Raw genomic sequence first — 26,258 nt, forward strand, 5'->3', positions numbered from 1 at the left:
AAAAAGCCCCGGTTAAGGGGCTAAATATTTTAAATGCTAATTAATTACTATACGCCTTTGCCAATTATCATCTCGTAATTCGCCACGCTTAGTAGAATTAATTAATGTATAATCAGAAAATCCGGTAATATCAGCAAAAATAAAAAAGACTCCACCTTCAACATCAGTGTATTGCCATATTTCGTATGGTCTTGTATCTAGCTGATTTGGATATCTTTCAATCTCAGTTGGTTCTCCGTAAAGAAGAAAAATTCTTCCCCTATCGGTCTTCCAGCCTTTTTTACCCATAGAAGAATATCGTTCGTTAGAAATATTAACCCGCTGCATATAATTTCTGAAATACTCATTTTCATTTAATCCAGATTCTGCATCTCTATTTTTCCAAAATTCAAACATAAATTCTCTTTTACCATCAATCTTTGATAATTTCTTAAACTTATCAATATCATTTTTAGAAGCGAGATATTTTGATTTATCAAAAAGATCATCCAGTTCTTCTTCAGACATCGAGCCAAAAGTTGAGCTTAAAACTGCCGTAGTTGAAACCTCAAACGTATCCATTACGATTACATCCGGATTATAAATATAAAACTTTTTAGCGGTCGATATGCCTGTATTTCCAACGCTATCAATCAAAGCTAAAACAAGAGTATATGTGTCCGTTGGATACGATGTTAGAATTAGAGAACCAACTTCAACACGAGTATTTGAATTTCTTGAAAGATACTTAGATTTGTCTTTAATAAGTTTACCTTTGCTGTTATAAAGCAATTGGTTCATTCTTATTAAATCACTTTTCAACAATGTATCCTGAAGATTATAAATCTCTGTGTAAAAAAACAAAGCTGGCTGAGATTTTCCAAATACTACATTCGGGATAGGAATAACCTCATAAGAGTTTTTATAAAAAATTGAATTCGTGTTTGAACTTCCTTGAATCATTTTTGAAGCCAATTGAATATCACTAAAGCTTAGTGAGTTTTTTAAAAATGGAATCACATTAAAATTTTCATGGATCACTCTTATTTTTTCCGTATCATTAACATCTGAACCTGTTACATCACAAGAAAAACTACCCTGCGGAATAATAAATCCAAGTGTACCAACTAAAACTTGGCTGTTTGCAGCAGTTGTATCAAGAATATCGTGCTTTAACTTCCATTGATTGAAAACTATTGTATCACCACTTATATCATCTTTAATAAATATTTTTAGAATACCTTCAATAATATTAGTGGAGTTTTCTGTTCCAACAGTTAATGATGATTGATTGAACGAGTAGTAAAATTCAACATAATTTGATGCTGAATCGTACCCGAATTGAGCGAAATCAAATTCAAAATCAAAGTTGGTTTGAGAAAATATTGGAAAACTAAAGGCGAGTAGTATAAAAATAAATTTTTTCATTGTAGTGTTTCTTAATAATTAAATAAAAAAGCGCCTATTAATTAAAATAGACGCTTAAAAACAAAATAAACATTCACTATTGGAAAGCTAATTTAACGGTAAAAATATGATTGGATGTTGGGAACTCTTTAACATCTCTATATGCATAATCAAACGTTACAGCCATTCCGGAGCCAATTTCATAATTTACACCTGCACCTGCTGTAAATCCATAGATTGACTCATCAGAATTTTCAGTGTACAGATTATAACCACCTCTTATAAAAAGAGTATTGATGTAACTGTATTCCAATCCAAAATTAAAAGCATCGTCCAAAGAATTGTTTGCAACAAACGTACTTGCAAGTTTAATTCTATTCTGATCATCAAAGTTTTCTTGATAAGCAAGACTCAACTGAAAATAACTTGGTATTTGGAAAGGTTCAGCAACAACTTCATATGTTCCATTTGGTGCACCAATAACAGAACCTGGAACACCAGTTTGAACTCTTAAATCTTGACCGGCATAAGACATATTTGGACCAATATTATTTATGGTCGCACCAATTGAGAGGTTATCGTTAAATTTATATTGTACACCTGCATCAATAGCAAATCCATTTGCCGATGTATTGCCTATAGTTTCATTAATAAATTTAACATTTGTACCTATTGACACACGATCAGTTAAAGTTTTTGAATAAGTCAAACCAATCGTTAAGAATGTAGGGGAATAAGTACTGCCTGTTCCATCAGGTAGTTCATTTGTCGTAATAGGAATATCTCCAACATCAAAAGACTTTAGGCTCAATCCTACAGAACCAAAATCACCAAGATTTGTTCCTACAGCTAAATAGGACATATTGATGTCCGCTATATAGTTCATATAACTAAACATCACCTCTGACTTTGGAGAGATATCTAGTCCGGCAGGATTATAGTAAATGGATTCAACTCCATCAACTATTGCAACAAATGCTCCAGCTGTAGAAATGCTTCGAGCACCAACCGGCACCAGCAACTGATCAGCACCAGTTGTACCTCTACGCGATTTATCGCCGGGGTAAATTGATACTGTTAATAAAACAGCAAAAATTATTAGTAATATTTTTTTCATTTCGAAACTCCACATATGTTATAAATTTATAAACGTGGGCAGGAATCCTTATCCTGCCCAAATACAATCATTAAAATCTGGGCAATTGTTTCTGTGGCATAATTATCGAAAACTTTAACACTTTATCTCCGTATTTAGGCGATTGAACAATTGCTAGATATAACCCGGATGCAACCCTTAAACCAGATTCATTTTGCAAATTCCAGTTTAAGAAAGGTGAAGTTGAGTTTGGATCTTTAACAAGTGTTCTTAACAATTGACCTGATAATGAATATATTTTGACCGTTATTTCTTCATTAGGCAGATTTGTAAATGTTACAAACGGATCATCTGCTGCAAGATTATTATAAGCCGTGTAAGGATTGTATCCATATAGTGGATTTGGAAACACATTTACCTTCTCAAATAATCCTCTTGCCTGATCTTCCGAAAGTATATCTTTTACAACATTAAATTTATAGACATCATCTGAAGTGTATGGATAAATATCCAATGGTAATGTCAATTTATCTCCGTTTGAATAGAAAGAAGAGGCATCTCTTCTCTGCAATCCAACAACATACATAGCGTTAAACATTGGAGATAAAAATATTGATTTTTGTTCTTCAGTAATCCCAATAGCATCAGCAGGTATTGGTTGAAGCCCGCCAGTAGATCTAAGCAAATCAGACCAAACCGTAACCGGACCACCTGGTGTATTAAACACGCCACCGGTATATTCAACTTGTGCGCCATTTGGATCATAAGGTGCATCAAAAATCATAATAATTTCACCTGATAGATTTAGAGAATCTGTTGGATCCCAAATTCCATCGGGAGTACCGTTTGGATAAGTTGCAACATTTCTTCTTTCTACAAAACCAACAGTTAATTGTCTTGTATCACCAGGGAACTTTTCATCTACTACCCATGCTGTAAATGGTACATCAACAAACCCGTTGGCTCTGTCATCCACTGTATTCCAATTGCCGACAGTTCCTTTACCAACGGTATCAGCAGCAGTTACTGCCCCAGCATAAGAGTAAGCATTTACGCGCTGTAAGTTCGAGGTTCCAAGATAATTATTAAGATATCGGTAAGCTTTTCCTGTTGTTCCAAATCGCAATTCAACTTTTCTTAATTTATCTGCTGTAATATAATCTGATTGTCTATTTCTAAAACCAAAAACACCTGTGCCATCAGGAATATCTTTTCCAACGTAAAACACACCGTTAGCATCGGCCAATGCATTGTTACCTGTAAGATCATCAAACCAAACAGATGAAGATGGTGAATATGTTGGTGTTCCTAATGTAGCAGTTTGATTTTCAATTTTAGTAATAAACCCTTCGGTTAGCGGAACGGTAACATTATCTGGTTGATTGTACAGATAATAGTCAGCTGAATCAACCAATACCGCACCAGTAGTTGTATTAGTTAACTTCCAGAACATATTATAGGCAACTGTTGCTTCATTTTTGAAGAATGTTACTTGATATTCATTGTCTTTTAAATCAGGTTGACTTACAATATCATAAGTAACAATTCCATTAGAAGCACCTGATATTTTATTAGCATTTATTAGTTCTACTGGTGGAAGATATAAATCTTCACCCATTAAAACGGTCTGAATATTCTTGTTATTTTCAACTGCCTGAACAAAAGTTTGGTCAGTTAAATAATAATCACCATATCTGCCGGGATCACCTCCAGATTTATTAACCAATGCGTCGTGATTAACACCATAGGAGGTAACCGCAAAATAATATGGCTTCCCTTTTACAAGAGGTCCATCAGTAAATGGATCTTTAGTAATTCTATATCTAATTCTGCCTGTTGTAGGGTCTTTATAAATATTTGAATCCAGAACATTTTCCCCGGGTGCAGCAGCATATAGAAGGAATGTTCCACCATTGTTGCCATCTTTGTAATATAGGTTATTGACAGAATCAGCAACTTGATATCTTTGAATTAACTTTACATTAGGTTGATTATTAACGGTTTCAGATGTACTGAACGTCTGAAATGCATAAACATTATAACCACCATACTGAACATCCCAAGAACTTGTTTTATTTGAATAAGTAAACTGTTTTTCTGTTGGCCAGGTAAGTTCAATAAAATCCTCACTGGCATTAGCAGTTACCTCTGGTGCTGGAGGTGGAGAAGGTGCTAAAAAGTTTAGGTTAAAAATAGTTTGCGCACCATCATCAATTTTTCTAGCTACAGTAATTGAATTTTTCGGATCCGTTCCCTGACCTACAACATATGCTACAACAATCTCTTTCTCCTCATTTTTAAATAAAGTAAAAGGTCCTGTATTCGTCATTTGTCTTGAATCAGCTTGAGTGGTATTTATCCAGCCAACATTGGTAACAGGATCGCCTGAATACCAGAATCGTGGATCAACCGTGGCACAATTAACACCACCAACAACTGCACCGTATGGGAATGAGCACGGATCTATATCATCACCCTGTCTTGTTTTACCAAGCATATAATTTCTTGCAGCTTCACGGTTATCAGGATCGTTTAACGATGGATCTCCATTAATATATTCTATAAAAGAGGCGATCGGCAAATTCCTTGCTCCGGGAAATGTTTTTATTCCAATAGTTTGACCCCTATAACTATAAGCAGTATCTAAAGGGGTATCTATCCCGTCGTCAAAAGTATTATTACCATTGTTATCAACGTAAGTCTCTCCGGCAATATAATCCAAAGGACCGGAGAAAAAGTCAATCATGTAACAGGGTGGATTAGATCCATATTCCCCATCTGGCCCATTATTGTATGTATAACCTGAATTTCGCTCAACATCACTTCCTACCAAGTCATCTGTGGCAGTACCTAAATCAACATCCGCCCAAACTCCAAAAAGTACGCTATCTAATTGTGCTGGCTCATTCGGATCGTTTAAACCAACATATTTAAATCTATAGCGGACAAAGATTAAATTTCCAATTGCTCCACCGGATGCAAAAGCAAATACTGATTGTCTTACTTCAATACCAAGAGGTGGTACGTTGTTATATCTTCTTTGAGGAGCCGGAACTCCATCCCAATAAACAGTCCATACTGTCTCGTCACCAAGAATATCAGGTTTATCTTCATCAAGATCCCACTGAGCATTTCCATTTTTATCAGCTGGAGTGTACAACCCATCACCATCACCATCATAGAAATCAGCTCCTAAATCAACAGCATCTTTCCAATCCTGCCAAGAAGTACCAAATGCAGGATCAGTTGCTTTTACTACATATAATTGTGCTCTCGAATCGCCTGTTGTTCCAGATAATCCAGGGATATAATCTTCAACTAATGAAGCGGAAGCAACAGCATTGGCAAACAGCGTACCGTTTGAATAACCACTTAGAAAAAAGCCACTGGAGAATAAGAATATATGCCCACCAAATTTTCCACCTGCACCAGACACAGTTGAAACTGGATCAGGAATATTAACAGCGGCAATAACTCCCTTTCTATTCATTGGCAGGTTTATATTATTGATGTATAATCTGTATGCATCACCCTTTTTACCGCCTTCATCAGTGGCTGCACCAACTTTATATATCGTTTGTGAACTATAGGGTTTAGTACCTTTTTTATCATCGCCCAAAAATCCTAAAAATAAAGGTGCAATTACCAGTAGGATTATAAGGAAACGTAATCGGTACAAACTATTTTTAATATTCATTTTTAATGTCCTCTCAACTTTAAAAAATTCTGAATAATTATAAGCTTATGTTTGAGAAGTTCAATTTAAAGCCAAGTTTAATTAATCTTGGTATTCCAAAATTACCTGGATTATTTTCCAGACTCTTATAATCTTGGACATATCCTTCACCATTTAATTCTGAAGCAGCTATTCCACTTTGTGTTGTTAAGAACCCAGTGGTATATGGGCTACCTGTTGATCTATAAACTGTGGTGATGTTGTCAGCATCTAAAAGATTCTCAATCCATAAATATGGTGAAATGAAAATATCGCCAATTGCAAAACTTTTTTCCATCTTCAAATCAATTCTAAAAGAGCCTGGTGCAAATGCAGAATTGATGTATCCCTTGGTCTGAGAAAGGATGCCATTGTCACCCAATAGATTCCATTGATCCATCGGTGTGTAAGGACGACCGCTGCTGAATGAAAACAACATATTCACGTTGAACATTTCCAACCAGCCCATTTCACCTTTAGGTACATAGAAATCTATATTAAAAACGCCAGTATGTCTTTGATCAAAACTCAAAGGAGCAATAACTTTAGGGGCTGCATTATCATTATTTCTAAATACTGAAGTTGAACTAGATGAAGTTGATGAGCCGGTTCCTTCAGCAATGGAAAATGTGTATTGAGCCGAAACACTAAAATAACTTAAGTGAGTAATATCTAAAGATAGTGCGATTCCTTTGGTAGTTCCAAAATCCGAGTTCTCTGGATATATTGCGTCAATTAATTCACCGCCCTCTACTCTTCTGAATTTGTGATTTTGAACATTCACAAGATCTCTAATATTCTTATAGAATGCGGTAATATTTAATGCTGAGTTATCACTTAATAATTGTCTGAAACCAACTTCATATTGAATAGTTTCTTCGGCTCTTAAGGATCCATTAAATCCACTTTGAGGAGCCATTACTAAATAATCGTTATAGCTGTAAGGTCCAAAATAAACATCGTTTAACTCTGGTAATTGAATAAATCTCCCATACTGTGCATGAAATACAGTTCCGGAAGTTACTGGAAATCCAATTCCAATTCTTGGAGAAAGTTCAACTTCAGCGTCTCTAACTTGAAAATCTCCTGGATCGAAGTTTTCAGGGTCCGTTCCACCTGCATACGGCAGTGCGGGATTTTTAAGAATGTATGACTTCAAATTATAGTAGTCCATTCTTAAACCGATGTTTAAGACAATATCTTTCAATTCAAATCTATCTTGTAAATATGCATAGCCGATATCCGGTTTATATGGTCTTAAAAATTGATTTGGATCATCCGTTGTGGTTTTGTTCTTTCCTGTAACATCGTAACCGTATACAAATGGCTGCAGTGCTTCAAATTTTTCTGTTTCTGTAAGTGTGTTTGGTTGTTGAGCATAACCATTTGCAAATACACCGTAACCTCTTACTGTATGTTGTGAAAAGCCAGTTCCAAATTCAAGTAGATGGTTATCAATTTGTGAAGTTATGTCAAAATCAATAAAGAACGCATTATCTTCTCTTTGTTGATATAATCCACCGCCAGTATAGCCATATGGTCTAAAAACACCGTTATCATCCACAGACATTTGGATTCTATCACCTTGTGAGTTCACTATAGGTAGTCCATCATCACCAAGTCTGGCTGGATTTAATCCATCACCGGCTAAATAAACACCAAGATTCGTTTCCCAGTATTCAGCATTACCATATAGTTCAAGATTATCCTTTAAGAATGGATTATATCTTTCAAAATTAAACATTTTGTACCCTAAATTAAGATTCCAAAATGTTGTATTACTTAAAGTTTGGGATAGTCTTGAGTTTAAAGAAATATTTCTCTCAAAGAATTCCCCATTAAACCTGGAATTATTTTTCTGATAACGATAATCTATAACTTTTGCAGTTCTATCATTATATAACGCGCTTAGGTTTACAGAAAAATTGCCCATACGATGATTAGTTTTTCCGGAAAATCTCCAAACACTTGCTGCATTATTTTTATAACCGGTGTATGTTTCATTAATCGAAGGAAATGAAATATCCAAGGCGGTTGGATCCGCATTCTGGAACCATCCTCTTTCAGCAGATAAAAATATTGTATGTTCTGGAATTCCAGGAATGATTGGACCACTTATAGTTCCAGCATATAGGTTGTAACCATAATCATCAGTAAATGATGATGAAACAATATCAGAAAGTATTGTATATGTTGGTTGTCCTGATTTTGTTGTAACGTTTATAATTCCAGATTGAGCCTGTCCGTATTTAGCCTCATATCCACCAACCTGAAAAGAAATTTGTTCAATAGCAACGTTACTTACAGAAGCAACTGAAGATCTGTTGTATAAGTTGTTCTGAGGTACTCCGTCTACGATATAAAGAACTTCGCTACCACGACCACCTCTTACGTTAATTGTAGCGTTTCCTTCTTGTCCGCCGCTGCCTTCTTGTATAACAACACCAGATTGAAGTGAGGCAATATTTGTTACGCCGCGTACAGGTAATCTTGATATCTGATCTGAATCTATAACTTTAACTGTATTTGTTGCTTTTTCTTCAAAAAACTTTCGATCAACAACTACAATTTCATCAAGAGTAAAATCAGTTGTCATTTCGATATTAAGATCATAAGTAATACCTGCTACAACACGAACATTTTCTATTGTCTTTGGAGCGTATCCAACATAAGAAGCTTTAAGCTCGTATGTGCCAGGCGTGATATTAAGAATAAAATAATTTCCATCTATATCAGTAGCTGCACCTGTTGAGGTACCAACTAATATTACGTTTGCACCGATTAAGGCTTCTCCGGTTGCAGCATCAACTATTTTACCGCTTAATTTACCAACTCCGGTTTGTGCAAAAAGCATTGGAACCAAAGTAAGTGATAATATAAACAAAAATAAAAATTTTGTAATCAAATTTTTCATCGCTTCTCCACTAAAATAATTTTTAGAGATTTGATCTGTCATCTCAGTTATTAAATCATAACATAAAAAAAAAGCGGATGGACTGTAAAAGGTCTTTACAGAAAGCCACCCGCTTTTAGGAATTAAAGAAACATAATTACTTCAACAATACCATCTTCTTTGTAGATGTAAAGTTTTTAGCTTCAAGTGTATAGAAGTAAATACCACTTGAAAGTCTTGAAGCATCAAAATTTGCTTCGTAAACACCAGCTGCTTGTTCATTGTTTAACAATGTAGCAACTTCTTCACCCAACAAATTGTATACTTTTAGAGTAACTAAACCAGCTTCAGGAACACTGAATCTGATTGTTGTTGATGGGTTGAATGGATTAGGATAATTCTGGCCTAATTCATAAGCCATCGGAACTAAATTCTCAATAGCTTCAACACCGGTAAAATTACCAAATACATTATTTAGTGTAATACCAGCTGGTTGATCTGATAGAATAAATAAGTGATTTTGTCCAAATCCACCTTCATTATCAAGAGGTGTTGAACCACCGTTAATTGTATCTGCACCTGGATATACTGCTGCATATTTATATTCATAAGCACCTGAATTTGTACCAACAGGAACGGTGTAACTATATCTCCAAATGTTTCCACCAACATTTGTAAGTACTTTTAAAGTACTTGTAGAACCGCCAACAGTATCAGCTACGGTCCAGCTTCCACCCCAAGAACCTAGGAATGGTGCAGCACCTTTAATACCAACAAACTGAAGATCTGTAGGTGAAATTGGTAATCCATTCCATCTGTTAACCGCATTTGTCATATCAACATTCCATTCCATTGGAACATCTACAGTGGTTGGACCAAAAAGTGGATAAATATTTGGTACAATTGTAGGTAAATCAACTACAGATCCATCAGCTACATAATAGTGCCATCTATCTGCACCGGTTTCCCAGCCAGTGTTAGCAAATCTAGTTTCAGGGAAAGCTCTAAATTTCCATTTTGTTGAATCGCCTACTCCATTTGGAGAAGCACTGCTTGATGTAAATGTTAATGTAGCAGTATAAATACCAGCATTAAGACTATTGTTAACCATTTTTCTATCGCCAACTACATCTTTACCTAAACCATCCCAGTCTAATCCCATTACTAACAATGAATCCTGAGCAGGATCAAATGCACCGCCAACACCAACACCAAGAATGTCAGAAATATCAGCAGTAAAGTTTAATGTATTAGTAACTTCATTTAATACAGTGTATGTATTATCGTCACTAAACCATACAACAGGGGTTACAGTTGCTGGAGCAGTTAATGTAAATGTTCTATTATTAGGTAATGATTCCCAACCATCAGGAGCAATAACATATTTAAATTCATAAGTAGTTCCTGCAAAGCTTGCTGGGATATTAAATGTGCCAGTATAAATAGTGTCACCATCTGTGTCTGATAACTGGAACATATTTCCTTGCCAGTTTGCAGTGTCACCTGCAGCCATCTGGAAAGCACCACGAACAACTACACTACCTGTACTAACATTAAAGTTTCCTTCAAATGCCTGAACGCCCATATCAACCTGGAATGTTACAGGAATATCGCCGCCTGCTGTTCTTACAGCGTAAGGAGCTATATACAAAACAGAAGGATTACTTTGATTGATTATAGGTGTAGTATTGCCTGATTCATACCAGAACATTGAGAAGATATAATCACTTCCACCTGATGTTGCTATATATGGTGCAAGATGACATCCATCTTCATTCATTGTGTTTGTTTCAGTTAGATTTGTTGCACCTGACCAATTTGCATCAGATAATGCTCTTGTCTGAACATAAAGATCGCAAAGCGAATCCTGAGTTGCAGGAGAACCAATTGTGTACTGAACTGCAAAGAAATCACGAGCCTGATTTGTTGCAATCATAATTGAAGGACCTGTTTGACCAAGACCTGGTGTATTAGCTTCGTAACCATATTTTGATTTATCGTGAGCAGCTGTAATAACTTTACCTGCCCAAACGTTTGGAGCTGTTTCATAAATTTCAACTATCGCATTTTGTAATGTAACTGAATCTGTTAGACCTGTAACAAGGTGAACATTTCCACTTGCATCAACTTGAATATCACCTGAATAACTAACAAATGCATCACCTAATTTCCAGTCCCACAATTCGGTAAAGTTTGTTAAGCCAGGAATTGTTCTCCAATCAGGCACAAACCAATCACTCCATGTAGCACCGTGATCTGTTGATTTTGAATATCCAATTTCCCAGCCACCAGCACCAATTTCTTCAGTATAGGAACCAATAGCGCCAGCATACACAACACCATTATGTGCAACTCCGCCTAAAAGGATGTTACCATTTGACCATCTAGTTGTTCCCCAAGTAGGAGGATCAATAACTTCTACAACCGAATAATCTTGTGTTCTCCATAATCTTAATGAATTATCAACTGAATTATCAGAATACCAATAAATCCATGAGTCATCACTAAAGGTAGGAACATTTGAACTGTAAGCAGGAGGACCCTGATCGATATCAGCAAAAGCTGATTCCATTAATCCTTCTGAAACTCCATATCCAACCCACCCAAATGTTGCTGAAACTGGATCTAATTCTGGCCAGCTAAAAGCGCCTAACAAATCTGCCATATTAGTAGAATTTGTATAATTAGCGATAGTCATACTTGGATATCTACCTGAATTTTGTGATAGAGTACCATTTTGTACGGAAGTTGTACTTCTTGTCCAAGTAGAACCCATATTGGTGGAGTAGTTCCACCACATTTCGCCGCTGCCAACTGCGTATGTAGTTCTTCCTCTATGAACAACAGCTAAAACATTTGAGGTCGGGTCATAAGCAAGCGGATTTAGTGTGTTACTTGCAGGCCCAAAAGAGTTAGCCATTGTATCTATTGCAACATAATTTGCAGCAGTCAGTGGTGAATTATTACTTAATGGAACGAAATTTCTATAAGCAGTAGTGCCGTCATCAATTTTTAATGGGGCTTTTTGCCTAACGATTTCTTGTGCAAAGGCTGTACTTAAAAAAGCCATAGCCAAGAACAAAACAGAAAGTTTTTTGATCATAACGATCTCCTTTTGTGTTAAGTGTTTTTAGTTAGTTAATTTAATTGAATCAAAAAGGTTAATTGTTTATTTATCTCAAATTTCTTTATCAAATTAACATAGTTTGCCATTTTAGTCAAGAAATTAAACTTTTTTTATTTGCTGTTATGAATTAATATTTTTTGTTTATAATGTCAAGAGACTCTATTTTCCGTATATCTAAGATTTGGACCACTAAAGCACTTGTTTTTTACTTTATCAAAAATAATTGGTTAATCTTAAAAAGATCTTTTTCAATTTTAGGCAATGCTAAAATGCAGCTTCCAATTTTTGTTTGAGCTGAATTTTAGGTACGGCACCAATTATTGTATCGACTACTTTTCCGCCTTTAAATATCAATACGGTTGGTATACTTCTAACCCCATATTTAATAGCACTTTCTTGATTGTTATCAACATCAAGTTTTCCAACTTTTGCTTTTCCTTCTAATTCACTCGCAAGTTCCTCAACAAACGGTGCGATCATTTTGCATGGTCCGCACCAAACAGCCCAAAAATCTACCAGTACCGGTTTGTCCGATTGCAATACTTCTGCTTCAAAATTATCATCTGTAAAAGTTATAGGTTTCATTATTCTCCCTTAAAAAGATTTAAAAATAAAATTTAATAAGTCGATTAAGATTTTTTTCCTTGTCCAACATAATTAACAACATCTTCGCCGCCATCAGCATGAATTAATCCGCCTGAAATCCATTCACCACCTTCTTTACAAAGAAGTGAAATTATTTTTGCAACATCTTCCGGAGTAGTTAATCTGCCGTGTGGATTTTTTCTTTGCGCTATTTCAATCATGTTTAAGTTACCTGGGATTTTGCGTAGTGCAGGTGTATCCGTAACGCCAGCCATAATTGAATTAACTGAGGCACCAAACTTACTGCCTAATTCAACTGCTAATTGTCTTACGTGTGATTCTAAGGCTGATTTTGCCGCTGATACTGCTCCATAAAATGGAATTGCAGAATGGCTACCAGAACTTGTCATTGCAAAAATTCTTGCTTTAGAAGAAAGTAAATTGTTTACTACAATATCTTGCACCCAATAAACAAGTGAGTGAGCCATTACATCGAGAGTCATTTCCATTTGAGCTTTTGTAATAGCTTGTTCATTTTCATTTGGCACAAATGGTTTTAAAGTTCCAAATGCAAGCGAGTGCATTATAATTCTGACTAATGGCCGTCCGTCTAATAAAGATTTGATCTCATTGATTATTTCATTTCTTTTAAATTCATCTGCAGCATTAGCATTAAAAAATTTTACTTCAACACCAGAAGATTTTATTTCATTAATAATTCGTTCAACATTAGGCATAGTTGCCTGTCTATCTAAGTGAACTCCAAGAATGTTATAGCCGTCATTTGCCAATTTTAAAGCTGTTGCTTCTCCAAAACCGGAAGAGGCACCTAAAATCAAAGCCCAAAATTCTTGTTTTTCGTTACGCTTCATTTAAATATTTTTCCTATAAGTTTAATGTTTATAGCGGAACAATAATACAAAATCGGATAAAGTGAAACAACAAATAATTCTTGAAATTTATTTTGGTTTTAGCATAACAGATTCTTCACCAAGAAGCGAAGTTAATGATTTCAAAAGATCGGAGGATATCTTTACACGAATTTCCTGAAGAGCAAATAGTTTTCCTTTATCATTGCTGTTCTGCATAAGATTAATAAAAACCGGAATGCCGCCTTCATGATTTTTTAAAATATCTTTCAACTCAATTAGTTTTTCCGATGTTATTTTTTCCTTACTAATTTGCAACTTGAAACTTTCTGTAAGTTCATTTGCAATTTTTTTCATAGGGATGACTTTATTAACCTGCATCTTTACAGCATCACCGCTGCTTTCTAAATTTCCAATTGCAAATACTGCTTCTTCGTCTTCAATAAATTTTCCAAATTCTTCATAAGCTTTGGAGAACATTAAACATTCACAGCTTCCTGTTAAATCATCAAGTTTAAAGAAAGCCATTGTTCTACCGGCTTTATCAAATTTAGTTTTTAGTTCTGTAACAACGCCGCAAACACGTACATCACTTTTCTCAATCAAGTCTTCCGTTTCGCCAAGATGAATCGATGCAAAAGAATTAAATTCCAGTTCATATCTACGTAATGGATGATCAGTAAGATAAAAACCAATTACTTTTCTTTCTTGCGCAAGAAATTCTTTTTCAGTCCAGGGTTTTACATTTGGCAATTCCGGTTCTTTAAGTAAAATCTCTGATGATTCACCAAACAATGAATCACTTGAAAGCATTTTTGAGTTTTGAATTTTGTGCGAATAATCTAAAGCGCTTTCAACAACCTCAAATAACTGCGCACGATTTTTTGTAATTGAATGAAATGCACCTGCAAGAACTAATCCTTCCAATGCCCGCTTGGATACAATTCGGTTATCAGTATTGGCGCAAAAATCATAAATGCTTATAAAATCTCTGCCAAGATTATTTTTAGCATTTATAATTTCTTTAACTGCGGGAACTCCAACATTTTTAATTGCAGACATTCCAAATTTTATTTTTCCATTTTCAGCTTCAAAGTGTAACGATGGATTATTAACATCAGGAGGCAGTACTTCTATTTTCAGCTTGCGGCAATCATCAAGAAACTTTGTTACTTTGTCTGTATTTTCAAATTCATTTTTTAAGTTGGCTGCCAGAAACTCTGCCGGATAGTAAGCTTTCAGGTAAGCTGTTTGATATGCTATAAAACTATATGCAACTGCATGACTTTTATTAAATCCATAGTTTGCAAACTTGAAAATAGTTTCAAAAATATCTAAGGCATTTTTTTTATCCACACCATTTTTAATTGCGCCATCAACAAAAACTACTTTTTGATCTTCCATTACTTTAAGATCTTTTTTACCCATCGCTCTGCGCAGCAAGTCTGCATCAGCTAAACTCATTCCGCCTACTTTATTTGCAAGCTGAATTACCTGTTCCTGATAAACAATAATTCCATAAGTTTCCTTTAAAATAGGCTCAAGAATTGGATGTGAATATTTAACTTCTTTTCTTCCAAACTTTCTATCAATAAAGTCATCAATAAATTCCATTGGACCAGGACGATACAAAGCGTTCATTGCTGCAAGATCATTTAGACTTGTTGGATGAAGCTGTTTTAAATATTCCCTCATTGGTCCAGATTCAAACTGAAACACACCTGTTGTTTGCCCTTTTGCAAATAGTGAAAAAGTTTTTTCATCATCAAGTGGAACATTATCGATATCAATTTCTACTTTATGATTTTTCTTAATCATATCAATTGCATCGCGAATTATAGTAAGCGTACGCAAACCAAGAAAATCCATCTTCAGCAATCCGGCGTTTTCAATATCCTTCATCGTATATTGTGTTACAATATCCTGCTGAGAAACTGCGTTTGCAAGTGGAACGTATTTGCTTACTTCATCCGGAGTAATTACAACGCCTGCAGCGTGCTTAGAGGCATTACGATTCATGCCTTCCAAAACTTTTGCATACTTTATGAGATTTTGTATATCCGTTTCGTTTGATTCTTTTACCCACTTCAAATCCGGCACTTCTGCCAATGCCTGATCAATTGTATAAACCTTACCAAATTTTGAAGGAATAAATTTTGTAATTTTATTTACGACAGGAATAGGAATTTTTAAAACACGTGCAACATCACGCAACACTGCTTTGGATGATAATCTATTAAAAGTAATTATCTGGCTAACGCACTCGGCGCCGTATTTTTCACGTACATAATCTATCACATCACCACGCTGATCATCAGCAAAATCGACATCGATATCGGGCATCGATCTTCTTGCTGGATTTAAAAATCTTTCAAACAATAAATCATATTTTAACGGATCAACGTTTGTGATTCCTAAAGCATAAGCCACTATACTTCCTGCAGCACTTCCTCTTCCGGGGCCAACCGGGATGTTTCGATCTTTAGCTGCATTTATAAAATCGGCAACCACCAAGAAGTAACCAGGAAAACCCATTTCATTTATCGTTTTGATTTCAAAGTTAAATCGGTCTTCTATTTCCGGTGTAATGGTTTTAAACTTTTTCTCTAATCCCTGCCTAGCAAGCAATTCCATGTACTGATCAAGATTTTTTGCTTTTGATTCTTTTGGAATTGGAAAGTTTGGAAAGTGATGTCCTTCAAAATCAAGTTTTAAATCTATCTTTTCATCAATCTCAAGAGTATTCTCAACCGATCCTTTATACTTCTTAAAAAGTTTTGTCATCTCATCGGAAGATTTAAAATAAACCTGATCAGTGCCGTATCTTAAATGAGTATAATCTGCACCATTTTTATCTGATAGGAGCAAAAGAATATTATGAGCGATTGCGTGTTCCGGCTCGATGTAATGACAATCGTTTGTTGCAACGAGTTTGATTCCAAGTTCCTTAGAAAGCTTCGGCATTCCTTCAAGAATCGGTTTGTCAACTTCCATTCCATGGTCTTGAATTTCTAAATAAAAATCATCGTCAAATATATCTTTAAACCTTTTTGCAACTGTGCGGGCTTTTTCATAATTGCCATTTACAAGATGCGTTGATACAACTCCGCCAGCACAAGCAGTTGTGCAGATTAAACCCTCGCGATACTGTTCCAATAATTCAAGATCAATTCTAGGTTTATAGTAAAATCCTTCTGTGTGTCCAAGAGTTGAAAGACGTGAAAGATTATCATAACCTTGTTTATTTTTTGCAAGCAGTATTAGATGATTATAATGTTTTGATTTTTTCTTGCTGGATATTTCATCGGTTTTGCCTCGATCGAAACGGGTTCCATCAACAACAATATAAGCCTCCATGCCAATGATTGGTTTGATTCCGGCTTTTTTTGCTTTGTTATAAAATTCCGCAGCACCGTACATAACACCGTGATCCGTTATTGCAACGGATTTCATATTATGTTTTTTAGCAGCGTTAATTAGTCCATCAACTGTACAGGCGCCGTCTTGTAAGCTGTAGTGAGTGTGATTGTGAAGATGAATAAAATCAGACATCGTATATCAAAACATTAAAATATATTGAAAAGTTCTTTTGTAAGTATTACTTCCAAGTTAAGGAAATCAGAAATGAAAATCTAAGTGAGAAAAATAAAATTTATTTATAAAAACACTTGACACCTAAATCATTATCATATTTGCATAAAATAACAATCTTTAAATTTTTTAATCTTTAAAGATTAATCGTTATTTCTTCCCAGTATGTCCAAATCCACCTTTACCACGACTAGAAGAATTTAAATCCTGCACTTCAACCATTTTTGCATTATAAACTTTTGAAACAATCAATTGCGCAATTCTATCACCATTGGAAATTTTAAAATTTTCTTTTCCAAAATTCATTAAAATTATTTTCACTTCACCACGGTAATCAGAATCAATTGTTCCGGGAGAGTTTAGAATTCCAATACTATGATTTGCAGCCAAACCGCTTCTTGGTCTTACTTGTATTTCATATCCTAAAGGAATTTCAACAGAAATATTTGTAGATACCAATTCAACTTTACCTGGTTCTAAAGTTATATCTTCTTTTAGCGTTGCTCGTATATCCATTCCGGCACTTCCGGGTGTTGCGTAGTACGGAAGTGCAACATCTGAAAAGTCTTCACTTAATCTTTTCACTTTAATTTTAATCGCGTCAGTCATTTATCTCCGTAACAGTTTAGTTTTAATAAAATTCATTTCATTTTTTTCAATCACATTTAGTAATACATAAGATACAAAAATGATTGCGAGAATTATTTTGTAATAAATATTTAAAAATCCACCATACATTAATAGATAATAAACTATACCAATAAAAAATGTTGCCATTATAACTTTGGATAATTTTATATAATCATAATTTATTTTGTAATACTTTTGAGTAACGATATAATAACCCGAAGCCATCACAACATAACTAAAAAGCGTTGCAAACGCTGCACCCATAATGTTAAAGTGTGGGATCAATAAATAGTTTGCAGCAACATTTGTAATTGCACCAAATCCTGCAACAATAGGAGCATAAATACTTTTTTCTTCAATATAAATTCCTGCAGAAAACACGACGTAAAATCCATTAAACAGATAAGCAAGAAGTATAACAGGAATTATGTACAATCCACCCCAATAGTCTGAACCGATTAAAGAAAATCCACCAAAATTTATTTTTACTATATCGTCAATAAAGAGCGAAAGAAACACTAGCAATGTACTTCCAACAATTGTAAAATAAGTTAATACCTTTGAAAATAATTCTTTTGCGTTTTCTTCTTTTGCGTTATTAAGAAAAAATGGCTGCCAGGCGTACTGAAACATATTTACAAAAAGCATCATAAAAATTCCCAATTTGTAATTGGCTTTATAAACTCCAACTGTTTTTAGGTCTGTAAGTTTTTGAAGGATTGGAACGTCAATTACCTGGACAAGCATTACCGCAATTCCTGCTGGTAGATAAGGTAATCCAAACTTTAATAATCTTTTAAACAATTCATTATGAAAACTGAATCGGAAATTTTTTATGATAGTAGGAAGAATAAAAAATAAGGTTAATACTGAGGCTGCCAAATTACTCACAAATATGGCTTCTATTCCCCATTTTAATTTTAAAATTAAATAAACATTTAGAATAATATTTATAAAAATATTGCCAACCTTTAATAGAGAAAACAATTTAGCTTTTCGTTCAAGTCTTAATTTTAAAAATGGGATTACAACATTTGCATCAAAAAATAAAATTAATGCTGAGAGAATAATCAAATAAGATTTACCACCATCAACATCTAGAAATATTGCAATGGGATGTTTGAGCAGTAGTATTAGTAAAATAAATACGATTGATGTTAAAAATACACTTATATAAGGAGTTGAAAAATTTTCTTTTTCATCACCAATATCTTTAAATGCGGCAAACTTTAAGAATGCAGAATCCATCCCATATAGAAAAATTATATTAAAAATGGCTATGTAGGCATAAAGAATGTTTACAGTGCCGTATTCAGAGGGTAAAAAGACATTAGTGAAAAATGGAACGAGCAAAAAATTAAGAAATCTGCCAAGCATCGTACTGATGCCGTAAATAGCGGTGTCTTTGGTAAGCTCTTTTAGTTTTTCTTTCATCAGCATTTTAAATCGTAAGCTCGAGTGAAATATCCAACGCTTTTACACTATGTGTTAAAGCACCGACCGAAATAAAATCGACACCGGTTTCAGCAATTGATTTTACTGTATTTAAGTTTACTCCACCTGATGCTTCAACTTTACATTTGCCATTTATCAAAGCAACAGCTTTTTTCATCTCTTCAATTTCAAAATTGTCAAGCATTATTATATTTGCTTTGGTTTTAAGTGCTTCATGAACTTCTTTTAGACCTTTTGTTTCAACTTCAATTTTAAATTTTGTGCGATGTTTTTTGTTGTACTTAACACAAGCCTCAACCGCTTTAGTAATGGACCCAGCAAGTTCAATATGATTATCTTTAATTAAAAACATATCGTACAAGCCAATTCGATGATTTGCACAACCGCCAAGTTTAACAGCTAGTTTATCAAGTTCACGCAAACCAGGAACCGTTTTTCGTGTATCAATTATTTTGGCTTTAGTGTGCTTTATATTTTCAGAAAAAATATTTGCAAGAGTTGCAATGCCGCTCATTCTTTGCAAAAAGTTTAGTGCAGTACGCTCTGCGGTTAATAATGATTGCGCTTTACCAGTAACGATTGCTGCAATATCACCATTTTTTACTTTCGAACCATCATTAATTTTTATTTCAAATTTTATTTTTGAATCTACTGTTTTAAAGACTGCTTTTGCAATTTCCAATCCTGCAATAATTCCAACATCCTTTACAAGAAAATTGCCAACAGCTCTTTTTGATTTAGAAATAGTAGCTTTAGTTGTGATATCTCCGGTTTTTACATCTTCCTTTAAAGCGTTGTTAATAATTTTAATAATCGATTTGTTCATCTGCTACTCATAATATTTTTTTACTGCATCAATAAAAACTTTGGGAGCGCGAGTTGGCCTGTTTGTTTTTGCATCAAGAAAAGCTAACTCAACATAACCTTCGCAAATCACAACATCTCTTTCTTTAGCTTTAATAATATGATCAATGTGGACTTTACTTGCTGGTAAATTTTCAACGCGAGTTTCAATTAGTAAAACTTCATCATAATAAGCAGGAGATAGAAAATGAATTTTTGTTTCTATAACAGGCATAAAAAATCCATTTTGCTCAATTTCATTGTACGGTAATCCAACTTCCCGCATCATTTCAGTTCGGCCAACTTCAAAGTATTCAAAATATTTTCCGTTGTATGCAAATCTCATTTGATCAGTATCTGCATATCTTATTCTAATTTCCGTGTAATGTTTTAGCATTTTATTAAAATTTAATATTTAAGTTTGGTTAAAATAAAAAAATCCCGAGCCATTCGGGATTTTAAAATAAAAGTATATTCCAATATCAAATTACTCAGTAAAAACACCCATCTTACCAAATTTTTCGATTCTGTTATCAACAAGCTTTTCAGGTTTTACTTTTATAAGATTATCAAGTTCTTCAATAATAGCAGCCTTTAAATTGTCAGCTGCTTCCGAATGATTTTTATGAGCGCCGCCAAAAGGTTCGCTTATTATTCTATCAATTATTCCCTGCTCTAATAAATCCGGAGCAGTTAATTTTAGAGCTTCGGCAGCTTGTTCTTTGTATTCCCAGCTTCGCCATAAAATAGAAGAACAAGATTCAGGACTGATAACAGAGTACCAGCAATTTTCCAACATTAAAATTCTATCACCAACGCCAATGCCTAAAGCTCCGCCGCTCGCACCTTCACCAATTATCACAACTACAATTGGAACTTTAAGTTTACTCATCTCAAATAAATTTCTGGCAATCGCTTCTGCTTGTCCGCGTTCCTCTGCTTCCAGTCCAGGAAAAGCACCTGGAGTATCAATCAAAGTTATAACAGGATGATTAAACTTTTCAGCAAGTTTCATCAAGCGTAAAGCTTTGCGGTAACCTTCAGGATTCATCATTCCAAAATTTCTGTAAACGTTGGATTTTGTATCTCTCCCCTTTTGCTGACCCATGATCACAACTTTATGATTTCCGATTGATGCGAGTCCACCGACAATTGCTTTATCATCTTTAAAAGCTCTATCGCCATGCAACTCAACAAACGAATCAGACATAGCATAAATGTAATCGAGCGTGTAAGGTCTATCAGGATGCCGAGCTAGTTGAACTCTCTGCCATCTTGTTAGATCTTTATATAGTTGTTCTTTCAACTGTCTTACTTTCTCTTCGAGTCTAACAACATCGTGTTCGATATCTAGGTTATCGGAGAATTTTTTCATTTCATCTAATTTAGATTCTAACTCATAAATTGGTTTTTCAAAATCTAAGATTGTTTTTGCCATCTCTACTTATTGCTCCACATTTTGTTGAATGATTTAGCAAGTATTTCCAAATCAAGCCAAATGTTTTGATTTTTTGCGTAATAAAAATTTAGTTTTTCTAACTCTTCCGAATTATCATTTTCAATATACCAATATCCGGTTAAACCTGTTTTACCTAAAATATTATCCTCATTTGAGACGGATTTATTTGGACCAACAAGACTAACTTTACCGCTTACAACTTCTGGAAACCCTAAAATAAATTTTGTAAAATCTGAGTGCGTATTTGCCAGTTTACTCTTGAAAAATATGAAAGGATAAATCAAAAACAAAGATGGTATTGTGATTGAATAATCAAACAGCTTTTTTATTAATCTTAATTGCGGCTGTGAAATGTTATAATTTAAATCAATAACAGGCATATCATCTAACATAGTGACAGCAGTTTTGCCAACTATAAAATCCAGATTGTTTCCAGCGATTTTAAAGTCAACATTTTCATCACGGCACCGAGAAACAATTTCCATCATCTTGTTGTATGACAAATCGCCGGATGAAAATATTACTTCATTAATGTTATTCTCTTTAATAATGCGTTTTATATTTTGATCGGTACCAATAACTTCAAACGATTCAAGTTTTTTACCAATGTTTTTATTTGAAAATCCAATCAATCCAATTACAGTTCTTCTATCTGTTTTTTTCTTTCGTATTTTTTTCCCAATCTGAATTGCACTGTTATCTAAACCTACAATCAAAGTTTTTTTCTGTTTTAAGTCTTCATCAACTAAACTTGCTTTAAAAATAATTTTAAAGATAATACGCCATAAACCAAGTGCAATAAATAAAAACGAGTAAGTAATAAGAACAATCGCACGACTGAATGCAAAATTTTTAAAGAAAAATGTTAATGAAGTTAGAATGGGTAAACTAATTAATATTGAAAAAATAGTTTTTGTAATGGAGAGTTTATCCTTTTTATAATTACCAATTACAAACGAAACAAAAACTTGAATTAATGCCGGTACAGTGTAAACAATCGGAATTGCGAAAACAGGAAATCCGCTCCAGTTGCTCATTTGATGATATATTTTTTCAGCGGCGAACAAACAAACATCAAAGAAAATAAAATCGAGAACTACAGAAAGTATTAATAATTTTCTTACGCCCAAAAACGCAAACACACTGCGCACTGCAATTGCACTTCTTAAAATAAATCCGATAAGCAAAGAACTTGATAGATGTTTTTTAACAAATAAATGCATTGCATTATAAAATACTTTTGTCTCGTCTAAACTGCTGCGTTTAGTGCTTTCACCTTTATAATGAATTATTTGAGTTGAATGAATGTAGTAAACTTTAAATCCGGCTTTTTGAATTCGATAACATAAGTCTAAGTCTTCGCCATACATAAAAAACTGTTCATCAAATCCGCCAACTTTTTCATAAACTTCTTTTCTCATCATCATAAAAGAACCAGAAATTGCGTCAACTTCGTAAGTTTTATTTTCATCAAGATAAGTCAGATTGTAACGAGCAAATATTTTATTGTTAGGAAACAGAGAGCTGAGTCCTGTTACTTTTGTAAAGGATGTCCATGGACCGGGAAAGCTTCTTCTGCAAGCAAGTTGCAATGTACCATCAGGATTTAATATTTTACATCCGGCTAATCCTGCTTCTAAATTGTTTTCAAAAAACTTGATCATTTTTTCAAAAGTATCTTCTGCAACAAGCGTATCGGGATTTATAAGCAGTATGAATTTGCCACCTGCATGTTTCAAACCAATATTATTTGCTTTTCCAAATCCAAGATTTTTTTGATTTGCAATTAATTTTACATGCGGAAATTTTTCTTTTATAAATTCAACACTGCCGTCATCAGAAGCGTTATCAACTATAATAATTTCTTTTTTAAGATTGAGAGATGCTTTTTCAATTGAGTGAATTAAATTCTGTAGGAATTCTTTAACGTTGTAGTTTACTATGATTATTGAAAGATCCAAATATTTGATCCTTACAATTTGCCGAACATTTGTTGCAGCCTAAGTTTCCAAACCATAGTAACCGCTTCGCGAACTATTTTTTTAGACATCTTAGATTTGCCTTTAACACGATCAATAAAAACTATTGGAATTTCTTTAATTTTAAATCCTTTTGCATATGCTTTAAATGTCATTTCAATTTGAAAAGAATAGCCATTTGATTTAACTCGATTAAAGTCAATTGATTCCAAGACTTTTCTACGGAAGCATTTAAATCCGCCGGTTGCATCCTTTATGGGCATTCCAGTTATAATTCGTGTATAGATGCTTGCAAAAAAACTTAACAGCAATCGAGCCATTGGCCAATTAAGTACACGCACACCGTTAATATATCTGCTGCCGAGTACAAGATCATTTTCTTGTATTGCTATTAAAAAATTCTTCAGTTCATTTGGATCGTGAGAAAAGTCAGCATCCATTTCAAAAATAAAATCGTAATTATTTTGCAAAGCATATTTAAAACCAGCAATGTAAGCTGTTCCCAATCCCATTTTCTTTTCTCTTTTAAGAAGATGTATTCGATCATTCTTTTTCATTTCATCTTCAACAAACTTTCCAGTTCCATCAGGAGAGCCATCATCAACAATTAATATGTTAATGCTTTCATCCTGAGATAAAACTTGAGGAATAAGCTTTGGTAAATTTTCCAGCTCATTGTATGTCGGGATGATGACTAATGATTTATAATTATTCATTTATGCCGGTTATTTTTTGAATTTTATAAAATAAAACATTCTATTTGCAAAGAGCATAGCGGAGAGCGCATAGCATTATTCAATTTTTTATAAAGTTTTTTTGAAATTGGTTATCATTCTGCATTCTTTATCAAGTTTGTCTAACAGTTTTTCAAGCTTATCAATATTTAATAATTTTTTATGATTCAGTAATATTAAAATATTTGCAGTTTCAAAAGCTGATCTTCTAGCGATGTTAAGAAAATTCTTAAATTCTTTCTTCCACTCTGAACCAGATCCTTCGGCAATGTTGTTAGAAATGCTCATAGCTGCACCTCGCAATTGTTCAGCAAATCGGTATAAATGTTTTTGCTCTAATTCATCAGCAATATCAAATAACTCATCCGCAATTTCAATTGCCAATTTCCAAACTTCTAAATCTTGAAATCTAAATTTTGCTCTCAAATAGAATTCTAATTTTTCTCTTTCCATACAATTAAAATTAACTCTAAGCTCTGAGCGCTTTGCTCTTTGCGCTAATCATAATGCCCTTTACCAAAAAGTACAACATAAACTGTACGCAATAAAATTTTTAGATCCATCCTGATCGAAATATTTTCTATATAAAATAAATCGTACTGAAGTTTAATTTTTACATCTTCAATTGTTTCATCATATTTATGTTTTATTTGTGCCCATCCTGTTACACCGGGACGAACTTTTAATCGTCTTTTATAATACGGAATTTCTTTAGAAAGTTTATCGACAAAAAAAGCACGTTCAGGTCTTGGTCCAACTAAACTCATTTCGCCTTTTAGTACATTAATCATTTGTGGAATTTCATCAATTCTTACTCTGCGAACAAACTTACCCATTCGTGTAATACGTGGATCATCTTTTTGCGACCAAACAGGACCCGAATGCTTTTCAGCATCCACAATCATTGAACGAAATTTTAATACATTAAATGGTTTTCCATTTTGTCCTAATCTTTCCTGCTTAAATAAAATTGGACCTTTGCTATCAATCTTAATAGCAATTGCCGTTAACATTAAAATTGGCGAACTAAAAATTAAAATCAACAATGAAATAAAAATATCCATTATCCGCTTTAATTTTTTTTCCCACTCGGGCATAAGTTCCGGCATAATATCGATAAGCGGCATTCCGTAGATCTGGCTGGTACGAGCCTGCCCACTTAGTATCTCATAAAGATCCGGAACAATTTTTAAACTAAGATTTTTGCCCTCCGTTTTTGAAATTACATCAACCAGAACATCGTGATCTTCTTTTTCAAGTGCTATGATAATTTCTTTTGCATTATACTTTTCTATAATCGCGACTAGTTGATCCATAGTGCCTTCAACTTTAATTCCATTATAATCCTTGCCTATGTTTTCATTTTTGACCGCAACAAAAGCTTCAATATCAATTCCCAGTGCCGGTGCATTATTAATTGAATTTAATACTTCTCTACCTTTATCATTATAACCGATTACTAATCCGCATCTTCGTCCGATACCCTTAATTAAAAGATTACGTTGTACACTTCGTATCAATATTCTTCCTGAGCCAACAAAGAACAAAAATAATCCCCAATAAATAAAAATTAATATTCGCGTTGCATTTGAAACACTATGCAGATAATCATCAAGAAAGATTAAAAAGAAAAGTAAAAATATTCCAAAAAAAGTAGCTTTAAAAAGAGATGATATTTCATCAAAACGTGAAGATGCAAACCAAGTGCGGTACATTCCAACAAAGGTAAAAATTATAAGCCAGTAGGAATAAGTAACAAACATCGGAACAAAAAATTCGGGTGCAATAAGTAAATCAAACCATCCTGTCTGTAAACGCACATAGCTGTAAACAAACCATGCAGCATTAATCATCAGAAAATCTGTGAGAAGGAGTAATATTTTCTCTTTGGATTTG

General features: G+C 34.0%; 17 protein-coding genes. All 17 read right to left on the reverse strand.

Annotated features, from left to right (window positions below):
- Positions 1–36: 36 nt before the first annotated feature.
- Entirely contained in the window at positions 37–1,407 is a 1,371-nt protein-coding gene (locus tag IPJ23_08625; GenBank protein ID MBK7630753.1) for a GWxTD domain-containing protein, read from the reverse strand.
- Positions 1,408–1,483: 76 nt separating this feature from the next.
- On the reverse strand, positions 1,484–2,503 hold the full coding sequence (locus IPJ23_08630; GenBank protein MBK7630754.1) for a PorV/PorQ family protein: 1,020 nt from the start codon (positions 2,501–2,503) through the stop codon (positions 1,484–1,486).
- 70 nt (positions 2,504–2,573) lie between these two features.
- Positions 2,574–6,179 (reverse strand): T9SS type A sorting domain-containing protein, encoded by a 3,606-nt coding sequence (locus IPJ23_08635; GenBank protein ID MBK7630755.1) that lies wholly within the window; start codon positions 6,177–6,179, stop codon positions 2,574–2,576.
- A 37-nt stretch (positions 6,180–6,216) separates the two neighbouring features.
- Positions 6,217–9,153 carry a carboxypeptidase-like regulatory domain-containing protein gene (locus tag IPJ23_08640; GenBank protein ID MBK7630756.1) on the reverse strand — a complete coding sequence of 979 codons (2,937 nt, stop codon included), beginning with the start codon at positions 9,151–9,153 and terminating at the stop codon, positions 6,217–6,219.
- A gap of 94 nt (positions 9,154–9,247) precedes the next feature.
- The gene (locus IPJ23_08645) at positions 9,248–9,511 is read right to left on the reverse strand and encodes a T9SS type A sorting domain-containing protein (protein ID MBK7630757.1); all 264 of its coding nucleotides are present in this window, start codon (positions 9,509–9,511) and stop codon (positions 9,248–9,250) included.
- Between the two features lie 2,970 nt (positions 9,512–12,481).
- A complete protein-coding gene (gene trxA, locus IPJ23_08650) occupies positions 12,482–12,802 on the reverse strand; it encodes a thioredoxin (protein ID MBK7630758.1) in 321 nt (106 codons plus the stop codon).
- Positions 12,803–12,846: 44 nt separating this feature from the next.
- Positions 12,847–13,674 carry an SDR family oxidoreductase gene (locus IPJ23_08655; GenBank protein ID MBK7630759.1) on the reverse strand — a complete coding sequence of 276 codons (828 nt, stop codon included), beginning with the start codon at positions 13,672–13,674 and terminating at the stop codon, positions 12,847–12,849.
- Positions 13,675–13,761: 87 nt separating this feature from the next.
- Positions 13,762–17,223 (reverse strand): DNA polymerase III subunit alpha, encoded by a 3,462-nt coding sequence (gene dnaE, locus IPJ23_08660; protein MBK7630760.1) that lies wholly within the window; start codon positions 17,221–17,223, stop codon positions 13,762–13,764.
- Positions 17,224–17,412: 189 nt separating this feature from the next.
- The gene (gene dut, locus IPJ23_08665) at positions 17,413–17,871 is read right to left on the reverse strand and encodes a dUTP diphosphatase (protein ID MBK7630761.1); all 459 of its coding nucleotides are present in this window, start codon (positions 17,869–17,871) and stop codon (positions 17,413–17,415) included.
- Positions 17,872–19,326 carry an oligosaccharide flippase family protein gene (locus IPJ23_08670; GenBank protein MBK7630762.1) on the reverse strand — a complete coding sequence of 485 codons (1,455 nt, stop codon included), beginning with the start codon at positions 19,324–19,326 and terminating at the stop codon, positions 17,872–17,874.
- A 7-nt stretch (positions 19,327–19,333) separates the two neighbouring features.
- Positions 19,334–20,173 (reverse strand): carboxylating nicotinate-nucleotide diphosphorylase, encoded by an 840-nt coding sequence (nadC, locus tag IPJ23_08675; GenBank protein MBK7630763.1) that lies wholly within the window; start codon positions 20,171–20,173, stop codon positions 19,334–19,336.
- Between the two features lie 3 nt (positions 20,174–20,176).
- A complete protein-coding gene (locus IPJ23_08680; protein MBK7630764.1) occupies positions 20,177–20,587 on the reverse strand; it encodes an acyl-CoA thioesterase in 411 nt (136 codons plus the stop codon).
- A 90-nt stretch (positions 20,588–20,677) separates the two neighbouring features.
- Positions 20,678–21,628 carry an acetyl-CoA carboxylase carboxyltransferase subunit alpha gene (locus IPJ23_08685; GenBank protein MBK7630765.1) on the reverse strand — a complete coding sequence of 317 codons (951 nt, stop codon included), beginning with the start codon at positions 21,626–21,628 and terminating at the stop codon, positions 20,678–20,680.
- A 2-nt stretch (positions 21,629–21,630) separates the two neighbouring features.
- A complete protein-coding gene (locus IPJ23_08690) occupies positions 21,631–23,610 on the reverse strand; it encodes a glycosyltransferase (GenBank protein MBK7630766.1) in 1,980 nt (659 codons plus the stop codon).
- A gap of 11 nt (positions 23,611–23,621) precedes the next feature.
- Entirely contained in the window at positions 23,622–24,344 is a 723-nt protein-coding gene (locus tag IPJ23_08695) for a polyprenol monophosphomannose synthase (GenBank protein MBK7630767.1), read from the reverse strand.
- Between the two features lie 87 nt (positions 24,345–24,431).
- On the reverse strand, positions 24,432–24,815 hold the full coding sequence (locus tag IPJ23_08700) for a four helix bundle protein (protein MBK7630768.1): 384 nt from the start codon (positions 24,813–24,815) through the stop codon (positions 24,432–24,434).
- 44 nt (positions 24,816–24,859) lie between these two features.
- The gene (locus IPJ23_08705) at positions 24,860–26,215 is read right to left on the reverse strand and encodes a sugar transferase (GenBank protein MBK7630769.1); all 1,356 of its coding nucleotides are present in this window, start codon (positions 26,213–26,215) and stop codon (positions 24,860–24,862) included.
- Between the last annotated feature and the right edge of the window lie 43 nt (positions 26,216–26,258).

Source organism: Ignavibacteriales bacterium (assembly GCA_016709765.1).
In the GTDB taxonomy this organism is placed as follows: domain Bacteria; phylum Bacteroidota; class Ignavibacteria; order Ignavibacteriales; family Ignavibacteriaceae; genus IGN3.